Annotated in this window: 12 protein-coding genes and 2 pseudogenes; 8 read left to right on the plus strand and 6 right to left on the minus strand. The window is 32.2% G+C overall.

The features are described from left to right. Nucleotides 1-41: 41 nt before the first annotated feature. A complete protein-coding gene (locus OU788_RS09715) occupies nucleotides 42-1,082 on the plus strand; it encodes a COX15/CtaA family protein (protein WP_274634997.1) in 1,041 nt (346 codons plus the stop codon). Between the two features lie 45 nt (nucleotides 1,083-1,127). On the opposite strand, the gene gldD is transcribed toward OU788_RS09715, so the two are convergent. The 4 genes and pseudogenes from gldD to mutY all read right to left on the minus strand — a co-directional run bounded on the left by gldD (nucleotide 1,128) and on the right by mutY (nucleotide 4,512). Next, nucleotides 1,128-1,688 (minus strand): gliding motility lipoprotein GldD, encoded by a 561-nt coding sequence (gldD, locus tag OU788_RS09720; RefSeq protein ID WP_274634998.1) that lies wholly within the window; start codon nucleotides 1,686-1,688, stop codon nucleotides 1,128-1,130. Continuing rightward, a pseudogene (gene gldE / locus OU788_RS09725) lies at nucleotides 1,681-2,977 on the minus strand (gliding motility-associated protein GldE). Before gldE ends, gldD begins: the two are co-directional and overlap by 8 nt. A gap of 19 nt (nucleotides 2,978-2,996) precedes the next feature. Next, nucleotides 2,997-3,428, minus strand: coding sequence for a single-stranded DNA-binding protein (locus tag OU788_RS09730; protein ID WP_274634999.1), 432 nt, complete (start codon nucleotides 3,426-3,428; stop codon nucleotides 2,997-2,999). Nucleotides 3,429-3,465: 37 nt separating this feature from the next. After that, nucleotides 3,466-4,512, minus strand: a complete 1,047-nt coding sequence (gene mutY, locus OU788_RS09735) for an A/G-specific adenine glycosylase (protein ID WP_274635000.1) — start codon at nucleotides 4,510-4,512, stop codon at nucleotides 3,466-3,468. Nucleotides 4,513-4,645: 133 nt separating this feature from the next. Between mutY and OU788_RS09740 the strand changes: the two genes are divergently transcribed. Beyond that, nucleotides 4,646-4,936 (plus strand): HU family DNA-binding protein, encoded by a 291-nt coding sequence (locus OU788_RS09740; RefSeq protein ID WP_120185941.1) that lies wholly within the window; start codon nucleotides 4,646-4,648, stop codon nucleotides 4,934-4,936. A gap of 295 nt (nucleotides 4,937-5,231) precedes the next feature. Beyond that, nucleotides 5,232-6,776 (plus strand): ribonuclease E/G, encoded by a 1,545-nt coding sequence (locus tag OU788_RS09745; RefSeq protein WP_274635001.1) that lies wholly within the window; start codon nucleotides 5,232-5,234, stop codon nucleotides 6,774-6,776. Between the two features lie 59 nt (nucleotides 6,777-6,835). Here the strand turns inward: OU788_RS09745 and OU788_RS09750 are convergent, their stop codons facing one another. Both OU788_RS09750 and uvrC read right to left on the minus strand, forming a co-directional pair. Beyond that, nucleotides 6,836-9,025 (minus strand): patatin-like phospholipase family protein, encoded by a 2,190-nt coding sequence (locus OU788_RS09750; protein WP_274635002.1) that lies wholly within the window; start codon nucleotides 9,023-9,025, stop codon nucleotides 6,836-6,838. Further along, a complete protein-coding gene (gene uvrC / locus OU788_RS09755; RefSeq protein WP_274635003.1) occupies nucleotides 9,022-10,818 on the minus strand; it encodes an excinuclease ABC subunit UvrC in 1,797 nt (598 codons plus the stop codon). Before uvrC ends, OU788_RS09750 begins: the two co-directional genes overlap by 4 nt. 66 nt (nucleotides 10,819-10,884) lie before the next feature. On the opposite strand from uvrC, the gene moaA reads away from it, so the two are divergent. From moaA to OU788_RS09780, 5 genes and pseudogenes are all read left to right on the plus strand, one after another. Beyond that, nucleotides 10,885-11,874, plus strand: coding sequence for a GTP 3',8-cyclase MoaA (moaA, locus tag OU788_RS09760; protein WP_274635004.1), 990 nt, complete (start codon nucleotides 10,885-10,887; stop codon nucleotides 11,872-11,874). Nucleotides 11,875-11,950: 76 nt separating this feature from the next. Next, the gene (locus tag OU788_RS09765; RefSeq protein WP_274635005.1) at nucleotides 11,951-13,147 is read left to right on the plus strand and encodes a molybdopterin molybdotransferase MoeA; all 1,197 of its coding nucleotides are present in this window, start codon (nucleotides 11,951-11,953) and stop codon (nucleotides 13,145-13,147) included. Nucleotides 13,148-13,181: 34 nt separating this feature from the next. Continuing rightward, nucleotides 13,182-13,538: a four helix bundle protein gene (locus OU788_RS09770; RefSeq protein ID WP_274635006.1), complete on the plus strand. Its 357-nt coding sequence runs from the start codon at nucleotides 13,182-13,184 to the stop codon at nucleotides 13,536-13,538. 27 nt (nucleotides 13,539-13,565) lie between these two features. After that, the gene (moaC, locus tag OU788_RS09775) at nucleotides 13,566-14,042 is read left to right on the plus strand and encodes a cyclic pyranopterin monophosphate synthase MoaC (RefSeq protein WP_274635007.1); all 477 of its coding nucleotides are present in this window, start codon (nucleotides 13,566-13,568) and stop codon (nucleotides 14,040-14,042) included. Beyond that, nucleotides 14,035-14,394: pseudogene (locus tag OU788_RS09780) on the plus strand (molybdenum cofactor guanylyltransferase); the annotation flags it as partial. The gene moaC and the pseudogene OU788_RS09780, both read left to right, overlap by 8 nt.

Consider the following 14,394-nt stretch of genomic DNA (forward strand, 5'->3'; position numbering starts at 1 on the left):
TTTTTTGGCTTTTAAGTATCTTTGCTAAAACTTTTCATCAGATGAAGAAACATTTTCCTCTCATTGTAAAAATCTCGTTAATTGCGGTATATGTAATTTTTTTAGCTGGTTCTGTTGTTCGTATGACAGGTTCTGGAATGGGCTGTCCTGATTGGCCAAAGTGTTTCGGGTATTACATTCCGCCAACCTCTGAAGAAGAAATTACTTGGCAACCAAATTACGAGTACAAAAAAGGAATGATTATCGTAAAAGATGAAGCGTTATTTGTTGCGGGTCATAACATTAAAACCACGGAGGAATTTAACGCTGATAACTGGGAAAAGTACACCAAACACGATTACGCTAAGTTTAATAAATTTCATACTTGGACGGAGTACATCAACCGATTAAGCTCTGCTTTGGCTGGAATTCCGTTTCTATTTTTAATTTTTGTTTCTGTTAAATTTTGGAAGGAAAAAAAGCTAATCACACTTTTATCATTCGGAGCTTTCTTTTTAATGCTCTTTGAAGCGTGGCTTGGAAAAACGGTGGTAGACTCAAACTTAAAACCTACAATTATCACCATTCACATGGTTGGTGGTTTGGTAATTATAGCCCTGTTATTATGGCTACTTTACATCGTTTCTGATCGTAAAAAAGCATCTTACAAATACAACTCTTTATTTAGCAAGCTAGTTATTATTTCAGCTGTATTTTCTTTAATTCAAATTGCTTTAGGAACTCAGGTACGCCAATTTATTGATGAGCAAGTAAAACTACACGGATTCGAAAACAAGCACTACAGCTTAATGGATCCTAACCTTAAATTTTACATTCATCGCTCGTTTACCATAGCAATTGTATTGGTAAACTTGGGTTTATTTTACTTAAATCAAGTAAAGAATTTAGGTTATAAACTGGTAAACTGGGTGGTGTTTTTAATCTTTTTAGAAACGATTACAGGTATTTTAATGTACTATGCAGATTTCCCTTTAGGAACACAAGCTGTACATTTATTATCGGGTGCTATTTTATTTGGATTACAGTTTTATTTATGGTTGCAATCGAGGAGAAACAATGATTCTAATGAGATAATGAATTAGTGATTTAATGAGCTAATTATATCATTCGCTCATTAACTAATTTACTCATTGACCATCTTTCCACTCCAAGGTTTCCATCATGTGAATCATATCTTTTTTAATGTATTCAACAGCTGGTAAAATAGAATCGTAATTTGGCTTGGTATAAAAGAATAAAGACCCTTTTAAAAAGTGTTTAGAGCTGTCTGTTGCATGAAACTGTACTTGCGAAGCAGCATCCCCTAAAATTTGATATAAACTCCCATAAACTTTCGTATTTGGGTTTACATATTCTACAGGTGCGGTAATTTGATCTGCTTTTATAGCATGTTCAAACACTAATTTTTCCGACTCCATTAACAGCTCTCTTAAATTTCCTTCAATTGGACGATACGTAATATCAACCGATGCTTTTAAGGTCGGATACTCAACCTTCATCCAGTTTTTTGGTAAGTTTTTAGATTGTGTTATTTGAGTTGATTCAAAAGAATATGGCTTTTGAAGTGGCATTTTGCTGTACCTTTTACTAGGATACTCTAAACTTAAATATGCTTTAGGTTTAGGTAAGGTTTCTTCACTACAACTTATCAAAAATATTGCTGATGCCAGCAAAAAGAATTTACGCATTTCGGGTAACTTTTACTTGTTTTATACGTTTTTTAGCCAACGCTTCAATAGTAAACGTATAATTACTGAAGTTTATTTTTTCGCCTTTTTTAGGAAACTTTCCAGAAACTTCTAAAATAAAGCCTGCGAGGGTTTCACTTTCTCCTTTGGCCTCTTCAAATTTATCTTCATCTTCATCATCTAAGACACGGCAAAAATCTTTGATGGTTATTTTTCCTTCAAAAATATAATTATTTTCATCAAGTTTCGAGTAGATCAAATCTTCATCATCAAATTCATCATTAATATCACCTACAATTTCTTCGATAACATCTTCTAAGGTTACAATTCCACTTGTTCCTCCGTATTCATCAACTACAATAGCAAGGTGTGTCTAACTTTTTGTTTTCAGGCACAAAAAACGCTTCCCTTAATAGATTTTGCCATTTAAACGTCTTCTTATTCAAATGTTCCAATAAATCTTTCGCATACAACACCCCAACAATGGTATCCATATTTTCACGATATACAGGATTTCTTGAATAACCGTTCTTTAAAATCATTTGCAGTACCTCTTCATAACTTGCATCTTCTGAAATGGCACAAACATCTGTTCGAGGTTTCATAATTTGTACTGTTTCGGTATTTCCAAAACTTACAATTCCTTCTAAAATTTTTTGTTCTTCTTTGGTTGTAGCATCATCTGAAGTTAACTCTAACGCTTGTGATAAACGCTCAACTGAAAGATTATTGTTTTTGTTTCCTAATCTATTTTCTATAACACTAGTTAACTTGATAAGTGGAGAACTTAACGGAGTTAATAGAGTGTTTAAAACCTGAATTGGTTTTGCCATCATTTCGGCAAACTGCAATGATTTTCTACTTGCATATACTTTTGGAAGTACTTCTCCAAACAATAAAATTAAAAAGGTTATCAGTACAATTTCAATCAAAAAAAGTACAGAAACATTGAAGAAATAAAAATCCAGCTCATAATCTAACCCCGTAAACAATACCTTACCAATATTTGCAAATAACAATACAATAAGAATGTTAATGAAGTTATTGGTAATTAAAATTGTACCTAATAATTTTTTGGGATCATCTAATAGTTTTACTACTGTATTTTCTTCCTTCGAATTTGATGATAACTCATCTAACTCAGTTTGAGAGATTGAAAAAAATGCTACTTCAGTTCCTGAAACTAGTGCAGAACAAATTAATAAAAGCAGTAAAAGCAAAAGGTTAACGGTTGTTAACCAATCAAAACTTGATAATAATAAAAATAAAGGTTCGGGTTCTGGATCCAATTTTTAAAATTTAATTATACTAAAATGGTAAATCGTCATCTTCTTCTGGAGCTACACTTGGTGATGTAGGATTTCCTTGCATTGGTTGTGCGCTAGATTGCGGACTGTTTGGGTCTTTTTTAGTAGATAAAAACGTCATGTCTTGTACATGAATTTCGGTAGCATATCGCTTTTGACCATCTACTTCATACTGACGCGTTTTTATACGACCTTCGCAATACACACGATCTCCTTTGGTTAAATATTTCTCACAAATTTCAGCCAATTTATTACGCACTACAATATTATGCCATTCAACATTGGTTACTTTTTCTCCGGTTTGACGATTGGTATATGTTTCATTAGTAGCTAATGGAAAACGCCCTATCGAATTTCCTCCTTCAAAATAGTGCATTTTAACCTCATCACCTAAATGTCCTATTAAAATAACCTTGTTTATTGTTCCTGCCATAGCATTATAGTTTAGTGTAAAATCAAATATACAAAAATTAGAACTCCTTGTTTAGATATTCCTCCAAAAACTTATCTATCAACACCGGCACAGGTTGTTCTTTTACTTTTGACCAACTCATTGTATTCTCACTAACATTGGTCGTTTTTACAACCCAAAACTTTGTAACTAAATGTTGGTGTGACAATTTATGAACAATATCCTCTTTATTAAAAAGTGATATGGTGGTTTCTTCAGGAAATAATTTTACGAATTGATCATGCTCTATCAACTCTTTTTCGTCCGTTTCTTTTTGGGTTTCCACAAGTGGAAATTGATACAATCCTTGCCAAATTCCTTTTCCAACACGCTCTTCTAATACTGTTTGATTATCCTCTGTAACTGGTACCAAATAATTAAAATAACGTTTCTTTATTTTGATTTTCTTTTCTTTTACAGGAAGTTCTTTTACACTGTTATTTGCCAATGCTACACAACTTTCAGCTAGCGGACATTCATCACACAGCGGATTTTGAGGCTTGCAGTGTAATGCACCAAAATCCATGATAGCTTGGTTGTACACTCCTGGCTGTGTTGCATCAATTACAGTTTCTGCTAACTCTTTAAACTCTTTAATTCCTTTAGTCGAATTAATAGGTGTAGCAACCCCAAAATAGCGAGATAACACTCTATATACATTACCATCTACCACAGCAACAGGCTCATCATAACAAATAGATGCAATTGCTGAGGCGGTATAATCGCCTACTCCTTTTAATTGTAATAATTCTTTATAGCTTTTAGGGAATACACCTTCCAATTCTTCCGAAATATATTTAGCTGTAAAATGTAAATTTCTTGCTCGTGAATAGTACCCCAAACCTTGCCATAATTTTAACACTTCACTTTCTTCAGCTTTTGCTAAATCAAATACTGTTGGAAAAGCTTCTGTAAACTTTAAAAAATACGGTAAGCCTTGCGCAACGCGGGTTTGTTGTAACATAATTTCACTTAACCAAACACGATACGGATCTTTAGTTTTTCTCCAAGGAAGCTCTCTTTTATTTTGTAAATACCAGAAAATTAATTGTTTAGATAAAGACATTTATGTAAATTGTGCCAGCAAAATTAACATATTTTATTTAGATATTTTTATTCTTATTTTTTTCGGAATAGATTAATTATCATATATTTGCACCCTCAAAAATTCAAAAAGTAATTTCAAAAAAATATATAGAATGACAAAAGCAGATATCGTATCTAAAATTTCAGATAAGAGTGGAATTGAAAAAGCAGATGTTTTAGCGACTGTTGAAGCATTTATGGACGAAGTAAAAGATGCATTAGAGAGTGGAGATAATGTATATTTAAGAGGTTTCGGTAGTTTTATTATTAAAACTAGAGCAGAAAAAACTGGTAGAAACATTTCTAAAAATACTACTATCAAGATTCCTGCACACAACATACCTGCTTTTAAACCTTCTAAGGTATTTACTGAAGGTGTAAAAACTAAAGTAGCCGTAAAATAATTAAGAAAGTATTAACCAAAAGCCTTATTAACTAAGGTTTTACAAAACATTTTAACTATGCCAAGTGGTAAAAAAAGAAAGAGAGCTAAGATCTCTACACACAAAAGAAAGAAAAGAGCGAGAGCAAATCGTCATAAGAAGAAAAAGTAAGCAGTAGCTTACTTTTTCGTTGCTTTTATAAGCTACGTTCATTGACATTAAGGTTTTAACACCTTAAAATGGTATAAATTATACCTGTTTACAAATTTTAATCCGTCTTCGTAAGCAATTACGACGGCATAAAACCATATTCAGAATGAAAACAGAATTAATAATTCGTTCCAATTCTTCTGATATTGATTTCGCCTTACTAAGAGATGGTAAACTTATTGAGTTAAACAAAGAAACAAGCGACCATAATTTTTCAGTCGGTGATATTTTTCTTGCTAAAATAGGAAAAGTAATGACTGGTTTAAATGCCGCTTTTGTAAATGTTGGTTATCCTAAAGATGGTTTTTTACACTATCACGATTTAGGACCACAAGTACAATCTTTAAACAAATTCATTAAGAAAGTAAGCACAGGTAATTACAAAGAGTTCACTTTAAAAAACTTTCGTTTTGAAGAAGACATCAACAAAGACGGAAGTATTAACGATGTACTAAAATCAGGTCAAAATTTATTAGTACAAATTGTAAAAGAACCAATATCTACCAAAGGTCCGCGTATTAGTTCGGAACTTTCAATAGCAGGTAGGTTTTTAGTTTTAGTTCCTTTTTCTAACCGTATATCGGTATCACAAAAAATAGCAGATCCGAAAGAAAAGGAGCGTTTAAAAAAATTAGCAAAAAGTATCAGACCAAAAGGGTTTGGACTTATTTTACGTACTGTTGCCGAAGGTAAAAAGGTAGCAGAACTTGACAAAGATTTACAAAACTCACTTGACCGTTGGAAAACAATGTGTAAACGCATTGCTAATAATAACACCCCAACTAAAATATTAAGTGAGTTAAACAGAGCATCTTCAATTTTAAGAGATGTAATGAACGATTCTTTTACAAGCATTGTAACCAACGATGAAACTTTAAAAGTTGAAATTAAAGAGTATTTACAAGAAATATATCCTGAAAAGGAAAACATTGTAAAACTTCATGCGTCTGAAGTACCTATTTTCGAAAAATATGGTATAGAACGTCAAATTAAAACATCGTTTGGTAAAACAGTTTCTATGAGTAAAGGGGCTTATTTGGTTATAGAGCATACCGAAGCTTTACACGTAATTGATGTAAATAGTGGTAACCGCTCTAATAAGTCTTTAAATCAAGAAGAAACTGCTTTAGAAGTTAATTTAATTGCTGCCAGTGAAATTGCTCGTCAATTACAATTGCGAGATATGGGAGGAATTATAGTTGTTGACTTTATTGATATGAAATCTGCTGAAAACAGACAGAAATTATATCAGCACTTAAAAGACGCGATGGCTTTAGACCGTACTAAACACAAAATTTTACCTCCGAGTAAATTTGGTTTAGTACAAATTACAAGACAACGTGTACGACCTGAGTTAGAGATAAAAACACGTGAACCAAATCCAAATAAAAATGGAGAAGTAGAAGCTCCTATTGTCTTATTAGATAAAATAGAAGCAGAACTTGAACGTCTATTAAATAGTGGTAAAAACTACAAGGATATTACTTTAAATGTACATCCTTTTATAGCTGCTTATTTAACAAAAGGCGTAAATTCTATCCGTTTTAAATGGTTTGTTCAATACAAAAAGTGGATTAAAGTATTACCAAGAGATGCTTACCAGTACTTACAATATAAATTCTATTTTAAAAAGAAGAAAAAAAGTAAGTAAGGCAATCTTATTATGAAATAAAAAACCCGTATCGTTTGATACGGTGGTTTTTTTTATGTTTAAAACCAAAACCCTAAGTTAAATAACCAATAATGTTCAGAGTGATCTGGTGACCAAGTATATTTTAATTCAACAGGTCCAATAAACGTTTCTACGCTATAACCTAAAGCATATCCTGATTTGGTGTTTTTAAATAAGCTTCCTTTATCAAAAATATCTTCTTCTACACGAGCATAATTGGCAATAAACATTGCGTAATGATTTTTTAAAACCTCATAACGCAGATTAAATTCTGATCTTAAGTAAGACTGATTATTTAAACCTCCTGTATCATAACCATACATAGGAATGAAATTATTAATATAGTTTTGATTGTATCCTCCTAAGTGATAATCAAAAATTTCGAATGACTTTTTTCCTAAAGTATATCCTGCTTGTGAGGTATATTGAAAAGTCAATTTATCATAAAAAGTAGTAGCAAACCCCAAAGTTCCTCCTAATTGTGAAAATTGATGAAAAGGCTCGCTATTGGGTAATAACCCATCTAACCTACTATTCCTATCAGACCATAAAAACCACTTAAAGCCTATATCTGCATAAAACCCTCTTGTAGGGAACATTTCTTTGTTGTAGGTGTCTAATTTTAAGTAAGAGAAGGTATTTATATAGTTACTTCTATCAAAAAAATCTTCTTTCCCATCTGTTGATATGTTTTGTGTGCTTGCTTCAATATTTTTATGTTCTGCTCCTATACCAATTGCAAACTTTTTATCAAAGGTTGTTTGGAAGTATAATGAACTTGAAAAATCTGAATACTTTCCGTTTATAAGCCCTGTATCATAAATGATATCACTATTGAAAGAGTTGTATCTTGTACTAAAACCATAACTTGTTAAAAATCCGTTATCCACAAAATATTCTAAGTTATATCTGATTTTATCACCAATACCAAAATCAACAGAAAGTTCATCATTTTGAAAAAGCAACTTTTTATGATTATAATTCAATAAGACTGCTGACTTATACAGTAAATCATAATGTAACCCAAGACGTAAATAAGACTGAATTTTTTCTTCTTTTACTGTTAGCTCTAGTTTTTTTCCATGGAAAGATTTATCGAAATGATAATCAATTCTAGTAAAGTTTTTTGTCGCTGTTAATGTGTTGATTTTCTTAGAAATTTCTTTGTAAGAAACACTATCTCCTTCACGTAATTGCAACTTTCCTAAAATATAATTATTGGTATAGTTTTTATTTCCTTTGATAATAATTCTATCAACAATAAACTTTTTTTCTTTTAGCTCTACCTTAGGCAGTTTTCTTTTGATAGGCTGCATTTTTGCAATACTATCAAAAACCACTCTGTACTTTTTTGCTACTTTATACCCTTCATCTAAAACTTCATTTTTTTGATTAAAATCTATAACACTATACTCTATAACATTTGGGCGAATGTAGACATTTAACAGCTCTATTTGCTCGTCAGACTTCTTATACATTTGAAAGTTAATAATCTGCATCAACAAAGAAGCTACAGAAACTAACTCATCTTTTTTTAATAACTCTCCTTGAACGCTGACTCCTATTATGATATCAACTCCTTTCTTTTTCATAACATCAGCAGGAAAGTTATTTACAACTCCACCATCAACCAATAATTTCCCTTCAATATCTACCGGATTTAATAAAGATGGAAAAGCAGCACTTGCTCTTAGTGCAAGCGGTAATGAACCAGTTTCTAAAACTTCTTCTTCACCTGTTTCAATATTGGTACCTATACAATAAAAGGGAATTGGAAGTTTAGAGAAATCGTTAATTTCATCAACTGGTTCTAATAATTCAGTCAAAAAATTCAAAATGTTTTGTCCTTTAGATAAACCCAAAGGCAAGCCTAAACTTCCTTTCTTTATCGGAAGAGATACCGCGTATTTTTCACCGTTAACTTTACTAAAAAAAGGTTTTTCTTTTCTTGGAACTTTATCTTGTAGCAAACTCATAAAATCTGTTTCAAAAACAGCTTCTTCTATTTGATCGGCTGTATAGCCAGCAGCGTATAAACCTCCTACAATAGCTCCCATGCTTGTACCACCAATATAATCGATCTGAACACCAGCTTTTTCAAGCTCTTTTAATATCCCTATATGAGCTATACCTTTTGCACCACCACCACTAAGTACTAAACCTACTTTAGGTTGTTCTTGGGCCAGCATCAGCGCAGGAAATAATAATAAAATTAGCAACTTTTTCATTCTTCTTTTTTTTGATAATATTGATATATTTTTTGAGCCCTTGCATTACCTACCACTTCCTTTAACTCTTCTAAGCTAGCACTTTTAACACGTTTGGCTGATTTAAATTTACGTAATAAATTGGTGATTGTTTGCTTTCCAATATCAGGAATTTGCTCCAATTCTGATTGAATAGCACTTTTACTTCGTTTATTTCTGTGGAAAGTGATTCCGAAACGGTGTGCCTCGTTACGTAAATACTGAATTATTTTAAGCGTTTCAGATTTTTTATCTAAATACAGCGGAACAGAATCTCCTGGATAATAAATTTCTTCCAAGCGTTTTGCAATCCCTATAATAGCTATTTTCCCTCTTAAATCGAGAGCATCTAAACTTTTTAAAGCAGATGATAATTGTCCTTTTCCTCCGTCAATAACGATTAACTGAGGCAATGGCTGTTCTTCATCTAATAATCGTTTATATCTTCTGTATACAACTTCTTCCATCGAAGCAAAATCATCAGGTCCCTCTACTGTTTTGATGTTAAAATGACGATAGTCCTTCTTGCTTGGTTTTCCATCTTTAAAAACCACACAAGCAGCCACAGGATTCGTTCCTTGGATGTTCGAGTTATCAAAACATTCAATATGACGTGGTTCTTTCCCTAATCGCAAATCCTTTTGCATTTGCGCCATAATTCTTTTTACATGACGATCAGGATCCACAATTTTTATTTGTTTAAACTGCTCTTGACGGTAGAATTTCGCATTGCGTTCAGAGAGTTCTACAATTCGTTTTTTATCTCCTAGTTTTGGAATAGTTACCTTAACATCTTTACCAACACTAACTTTAAAAGGCACAAAAATTTCTCGTGACAACGAATTAAAACGCTGGCGAGTTTCAATAATAAATAACTCTAAAAGCTCTTTATCGGTTTCATCTAATTTTTTCTTAATTTCTGTAGTATACGATTGTACTATAGAACCGTTCATCACCTTAAAAAAGTTTGCATATCCATGCGATTCATCAGAAATAATGGAAAACACATCTACATTGTTAATCGACGGATTGACAATTGTTGATTTTGCTTGATAATTCTGCAACGCCCCTAATTTTTCTTTAATCTTTTGTGCTTCTTCAAAGCGCATATCGGCAGCAAAATCGAGCATTAGCTTTTCAAATTGCTGTAAGCTTTCTTTAAAATTCCCTTTGATAATGTTTCGAATAACTCTTATATCTTCTAGATAATCTTCTTCCGTTTGATATCCTTCACAAGGACCTTTACAATTTCCTAAATGATATTCTAAACATACTTTGTATTTATCAGCATCTATCTTATCCTGACTTAAATCGTAATTACAAGTACGTAACGGATACAGCTCTTTAATTAAATCTAATAAAGCATGTACCGTTCGCATATTGGTATACGGACCAAAATATTCCGAACCATCCTTCACAACTCTTCGTGTAGAAAACACGCGCGGAAATCGCTCCTTTTTAATACAAATCCACGGATACGATTTATCATCCTTCAACAACACATTGTATCGTGGTTTGTATTTCTTGATTAAATTATTCTCAAGCAATAATGCATCTGTTTCCGTATCAACCACTACATGCTCAATACGAACAATTTTCTTGACTAAAACTCGCGTTTTTCCGTTCTCGTGATTCTTAGTAAAATACGACGAAACGCGTTTTTTTAAGTTCTTAGCTTTTCCTACATAAATAATCACATCCTCTTTATCAAAATATTGATAAACTCCAGGTGAATTAGGCAGTGTTTGTATTTGAAGTTCTAGCGGTGTTGGCATACAACGAAAATACAATTTTTTAGCCTTTTAAAAGGGTATAAACGCTAGTTTTAGTACCTTTACGATATGGGTAAACTTATTGATAATTTTGGAAGACAAATTAGCTACGTTCGATTAGCGGTAACCGACCGTTGTAACTTGCGTTGCCAATATTGTATGCCTGCACACGGTATTGATATTGTGCCTCGTGAAGAACTACTTACCTACAAAGAAATGTACCGCATTATCAGAGTACTTACCGAATTAGGGGTGAACAAAGTTCGATTAACTGGAGGTGAACCTTTTGCACGTAGAGATTTTATGTCGTTTTTAGAAATGTTATCGTATAACGATTTACTAAATGCTATCAATATTACCACCAATGGTGCGCTTGTTTCTAAACACATCAAAGACTTAGAAAAGCTTGAAAAAATAAAAACCATCAACTTAAGCATTGATAGTTTACATGCCGATAAGTTTGCCAAAATTACACGTCGTGATGTATTTTCCGAAGTATATAAAACATTTGAACTACTAGAAAAAAGTCCACTCAATTTAAAATTAAATGTAGTAGTACAATCGGGTTTTAATACTGATGAAATTGTTGACTTTGTTGCATTAACCAAAGAAAAAAATATTGCGGTTCGCTTTATTGAAGAAATGCCTTTTAACGGAAAAGGACAACGAAACACTAAAGAAGTATGGAATTACAATAAGATTTTGAACGAAATACAATCAAATTATAATATTACACAACTCATCTCAGAAAAATCTTCTACCTCACGAAATTTTTCTATTGAAAATCATATAGGAACTGTAGGAATTATTCCTGCTTTTACTCGTACTATATGTAATGATTGTAACCGAATTAGAGTTACCTCGACAGGAACTTTTAAAAACTGTTTGTTTGATGATGGTGTTTTTAATCTGAGAGATTTTATTAGAAATGGTGCCAGTAATGAAGATTTGAAAGCCTTGTTTTTATCACTCATAAAAGAAAAACCTGAGAATGGTTTTGTTGCTGAGGCTAATAGAAAAGGAAATGTAACCGAAAGTATGAGTACAATAGGCGGATAATTTCAATGTGTTAATTAGATAATTTGAAAATGTAATAATTAAACTCTTAAACAACTCAACAATTACACTTTTACAGATGATTACAGTAGAAGAAGCTAAACATATAATTTTAGAAAACACACAAGATTTCGGAGTTGAAGAAATTCCCTTTTTAGAAGCTGTCGACAGAGTTTTAAAAGAAGATATTGTTGCCTATAGAGATTTTCCTCCATTCAACCGAGTGGCAATGGATGGTATTGCAATCAATCATCGTTTTTTTAAGCACGGTGTTCGCGATTTTAAAATTGAAGGAATTCAGCCTGCAGGAACACCTCAGCAAACTATGGAGAATGCTTCAAACTGTTATGAAGTGATGACAGGAGCCTGCTTACCTAACAATACAGATACGGTTATTCGTTACGAAGATGTAGACATCAATACCTTAATGGCAACTATCAATATTGATAAAATTACCGAAGGGCAAAATATTCATGTACAAGGTTCAGACAAAACCAAAGAAGAAGTTCTTATTAAAAAAGACACAATTATTTCTGCTGCTGAAATAGGGGTTTTAGCTACTGTAGGTAAAGCTATGGTTAAAGTAGCCAAACAACCTAAAGTAATGATTGTTTCTACAGGTGATGAATTGGTTGACACTCATGAAACTCCGTTAGCACATCAGATTAGAAGAAGCAATGTATACACCTTAGTTTCTTTATTGAATGATTTAAAAATCCCCGCAGACACAGCTCATATTACGGATGAAAAAGCAATTTTAAAAGAAAAAATAGCGTCTTTTCTACAAGAATATGACGTGTTATTATTTAGTGGAGCTGTAAGCAAAGGAAAGTTTGATTTTTTACCTGAGGTTTTAAATGAACTGGGTGTTAAAAAGTTATTTCATAGAGTTTCACAAAGACCTGGAAAACCTTTTTGGGCAGGTGTTACAGATAACTGCAATGTGTTCGCTTTTCCTGGGAACCCTGTTTCAACATTTGTAAATTGTTTGGTCTATTTTTATCCTTGGCATTATAAATCTGTTGGAGTTTCTTCCGAAGAAAAAACAGTAATTTTAGCAAAAGACATCACTTTTAAACCCAATTTAAGCTGTTTTTTACAAGTAAAATTAACTTCGGAAAACGGACAAGTATACGCAACTCCAATACAAGGAAATGGTTCAGGTGATTTAGCAAGTTTGGTCGAAGCTGACGGCTTTATTAAACTCCCAAAAACTGAAGAGATAGAATTTAAAAAAGGAAGTGTTTTTCCGATACTGACGTATCGTAGTTTTTAATTATTAATGTTTAGTTTTGAGTTAAAAATTTAAAATGAAGGAAAGTATTGTTCAAAGCAAAAGTTTTCAATTCTCTTTAAAAATAATTTCTCTGTACAAAAAACTGCAACAAGAAAAAGAGTTTATAATTTCAAAACAGCTTTTAAGAAGTGGAGCTTCAATAGGAGCTAATATAGAAGAGGCTTTAGCAGGACAAAGTAAAAGAGACTTTATAGCTAAAATGTCTATTTCTTCAAAAGAGGCTAGAGAAACTAAATATTGGTTACGCCTATTAAAAGAAAGTAATTTAACAAATATTGATGTTACAGATATACTTTCGGACATCCATGAGCTAATTAGGCTATTAACAGCAATTGTAAAAACATCACAACAGAGTTTAACTAAAAATTAAAAACTCAACATTCAAAACTTATATAAAGTGAGCAACTTTTCCCATATAAACGAGCAAAACCAACCTAAAATGGTAAATGTTTCTGATAAAAAAATCACGAAACGTACCGCTATTGCCAAAGCAACTATGTTTTTAGGTTCAGAAATTGTGAGTCATTTTACCAATGATGAACTCATCACTAAAAAAGGACCTGTTTTTCAAACAGCTATCATTGCTGGAATTCAAGCCGTAAAAAAGACTTCAGATATCATCCCAATGTGTCACCCTTTGTTAATCAATGGTGTGGACATTGATATCAATATTGTAGACGATGAGCATGTGGGGGTTTTTTGTAAAGTAACCATCGAAGGTAAAACAGGAGTAGAAATGGAAGCTCTTACTGGAGCTTCAGCAACTTGTTTAACTATTTATGATATGTGTAAAGCTATCAGTCAAAAAATGGTAATTAAAGAAGTAAAGTTAGTAGAAAAAACAGGTGGTAAATCGGATATTAAAAATGGATGATAAGCATACTAAACATACAAACTTAGTTAAAAAACATAATGATAATTTTGCTCCTAATGAAGTAGCTATTTTAGGAACTAAGTGTGGGGTTATCGCTGATTTAGTTCATAACGTTTCAAAAAGATTATCGAGCTATAACTTAGGATATTTTGATGCTTCACATGCTAAAGATGTTGAGCAAAACACCCTAACTGAATACACTTTTCACCATGAAGGTAATCTGCAAATAAAGACTACTTCTTCAGTAAATAAATACGAACAACGTTTGCAGTTTTACAATCATGATTTAGTATTCATCAATGGAAATCATTACCAAGGAGCAAAGCAAATTCTAATTTTAGATGATGAGAAA

The sequence above is a fragment of the Tenacibaculum sp. L6 genome, assembly GCF_028823685.1.
Lineage (GTDB): Bacteria > Bacteroidota > Bacteroidia > Flavobacteriales > Flavobacteriaceae > Polaribacter.

Bases quoted from the DNA above. Each gene is read 5' to 3' on its own strand.
- OU788_RS09715 (WP_274634997.1), top strand. From the start codon at position 42: ATGAAGAAACATTTTCCTCTCATTGTAAAAATCTCGTTAATTGCGGTA.
- gldD (WP_274634998.1), bottom strand. From the start codon at position 1,688: ATGCGTAAATTCTTTTTGCTGGCATCAGCAATATTTTTGATAAGTTGT.
- OU788_RS09730 (WP_274634999.1), bottom strand. From the start codon at position 3,428: ATGGCAGGAACAATAAACAAGGTTATTTTAATAGGACATTTAGGTGAT.
- mutY (WP_274635000.1), bottom strand. From the start codon at position 4,512: ATGTCTTTATCTAAACAATTAATTTTCTGGTATTTACAAAATAAAAGA.
- OU788_RS09740 (WP_120185941.1), top strand. From the start codon at position 4,646: ATGACAAAAGCAGATATCGTATCTAAAATTTCAGATAAGAGTGGAATT.
- OU788_RS09745 (WP_274635001.1), top strand. From the start codon at position 5,232: ATGAAAACAGAATTAATAATTCGTTCCAATTCTTCTGATATTGATTTC.
- OU788_RS09750 (WP_274635002.1), bottom strand. From the start codon at position 9,025: ATGAAAAAGTTGCTAATTTTATTATTATTTCCTGCGCTGATGCTGGCC.
- uvrC (WP_274635003.1), bottom strand. From the start codon at position 10,818: ATGCCAACACCGCTAGAACTTCAAATACAAACACTGCCTAATTCACCT.
- moaA (WP_274635004.1), top strand. From the start codon at position 10,885: ATGGGTAAACTTATTGATAATTTTGGAAGACAAATTAGCTACGTTCGA.
- OU788_RS09765 (WP_274635005.1), top strand. From the start codon at position 11,951: ATGATTACAGTAGAAGAAGCTAAACATATAATTTTAGAAAACACACAA.
- OU788_RS09770 (WP_274635006.1), top strand. From the start codon at position 13,182: ATGAAGGAAAGTATTGTTCAAAGCAAAAGTTTTCAATTCTCTTTAAAA.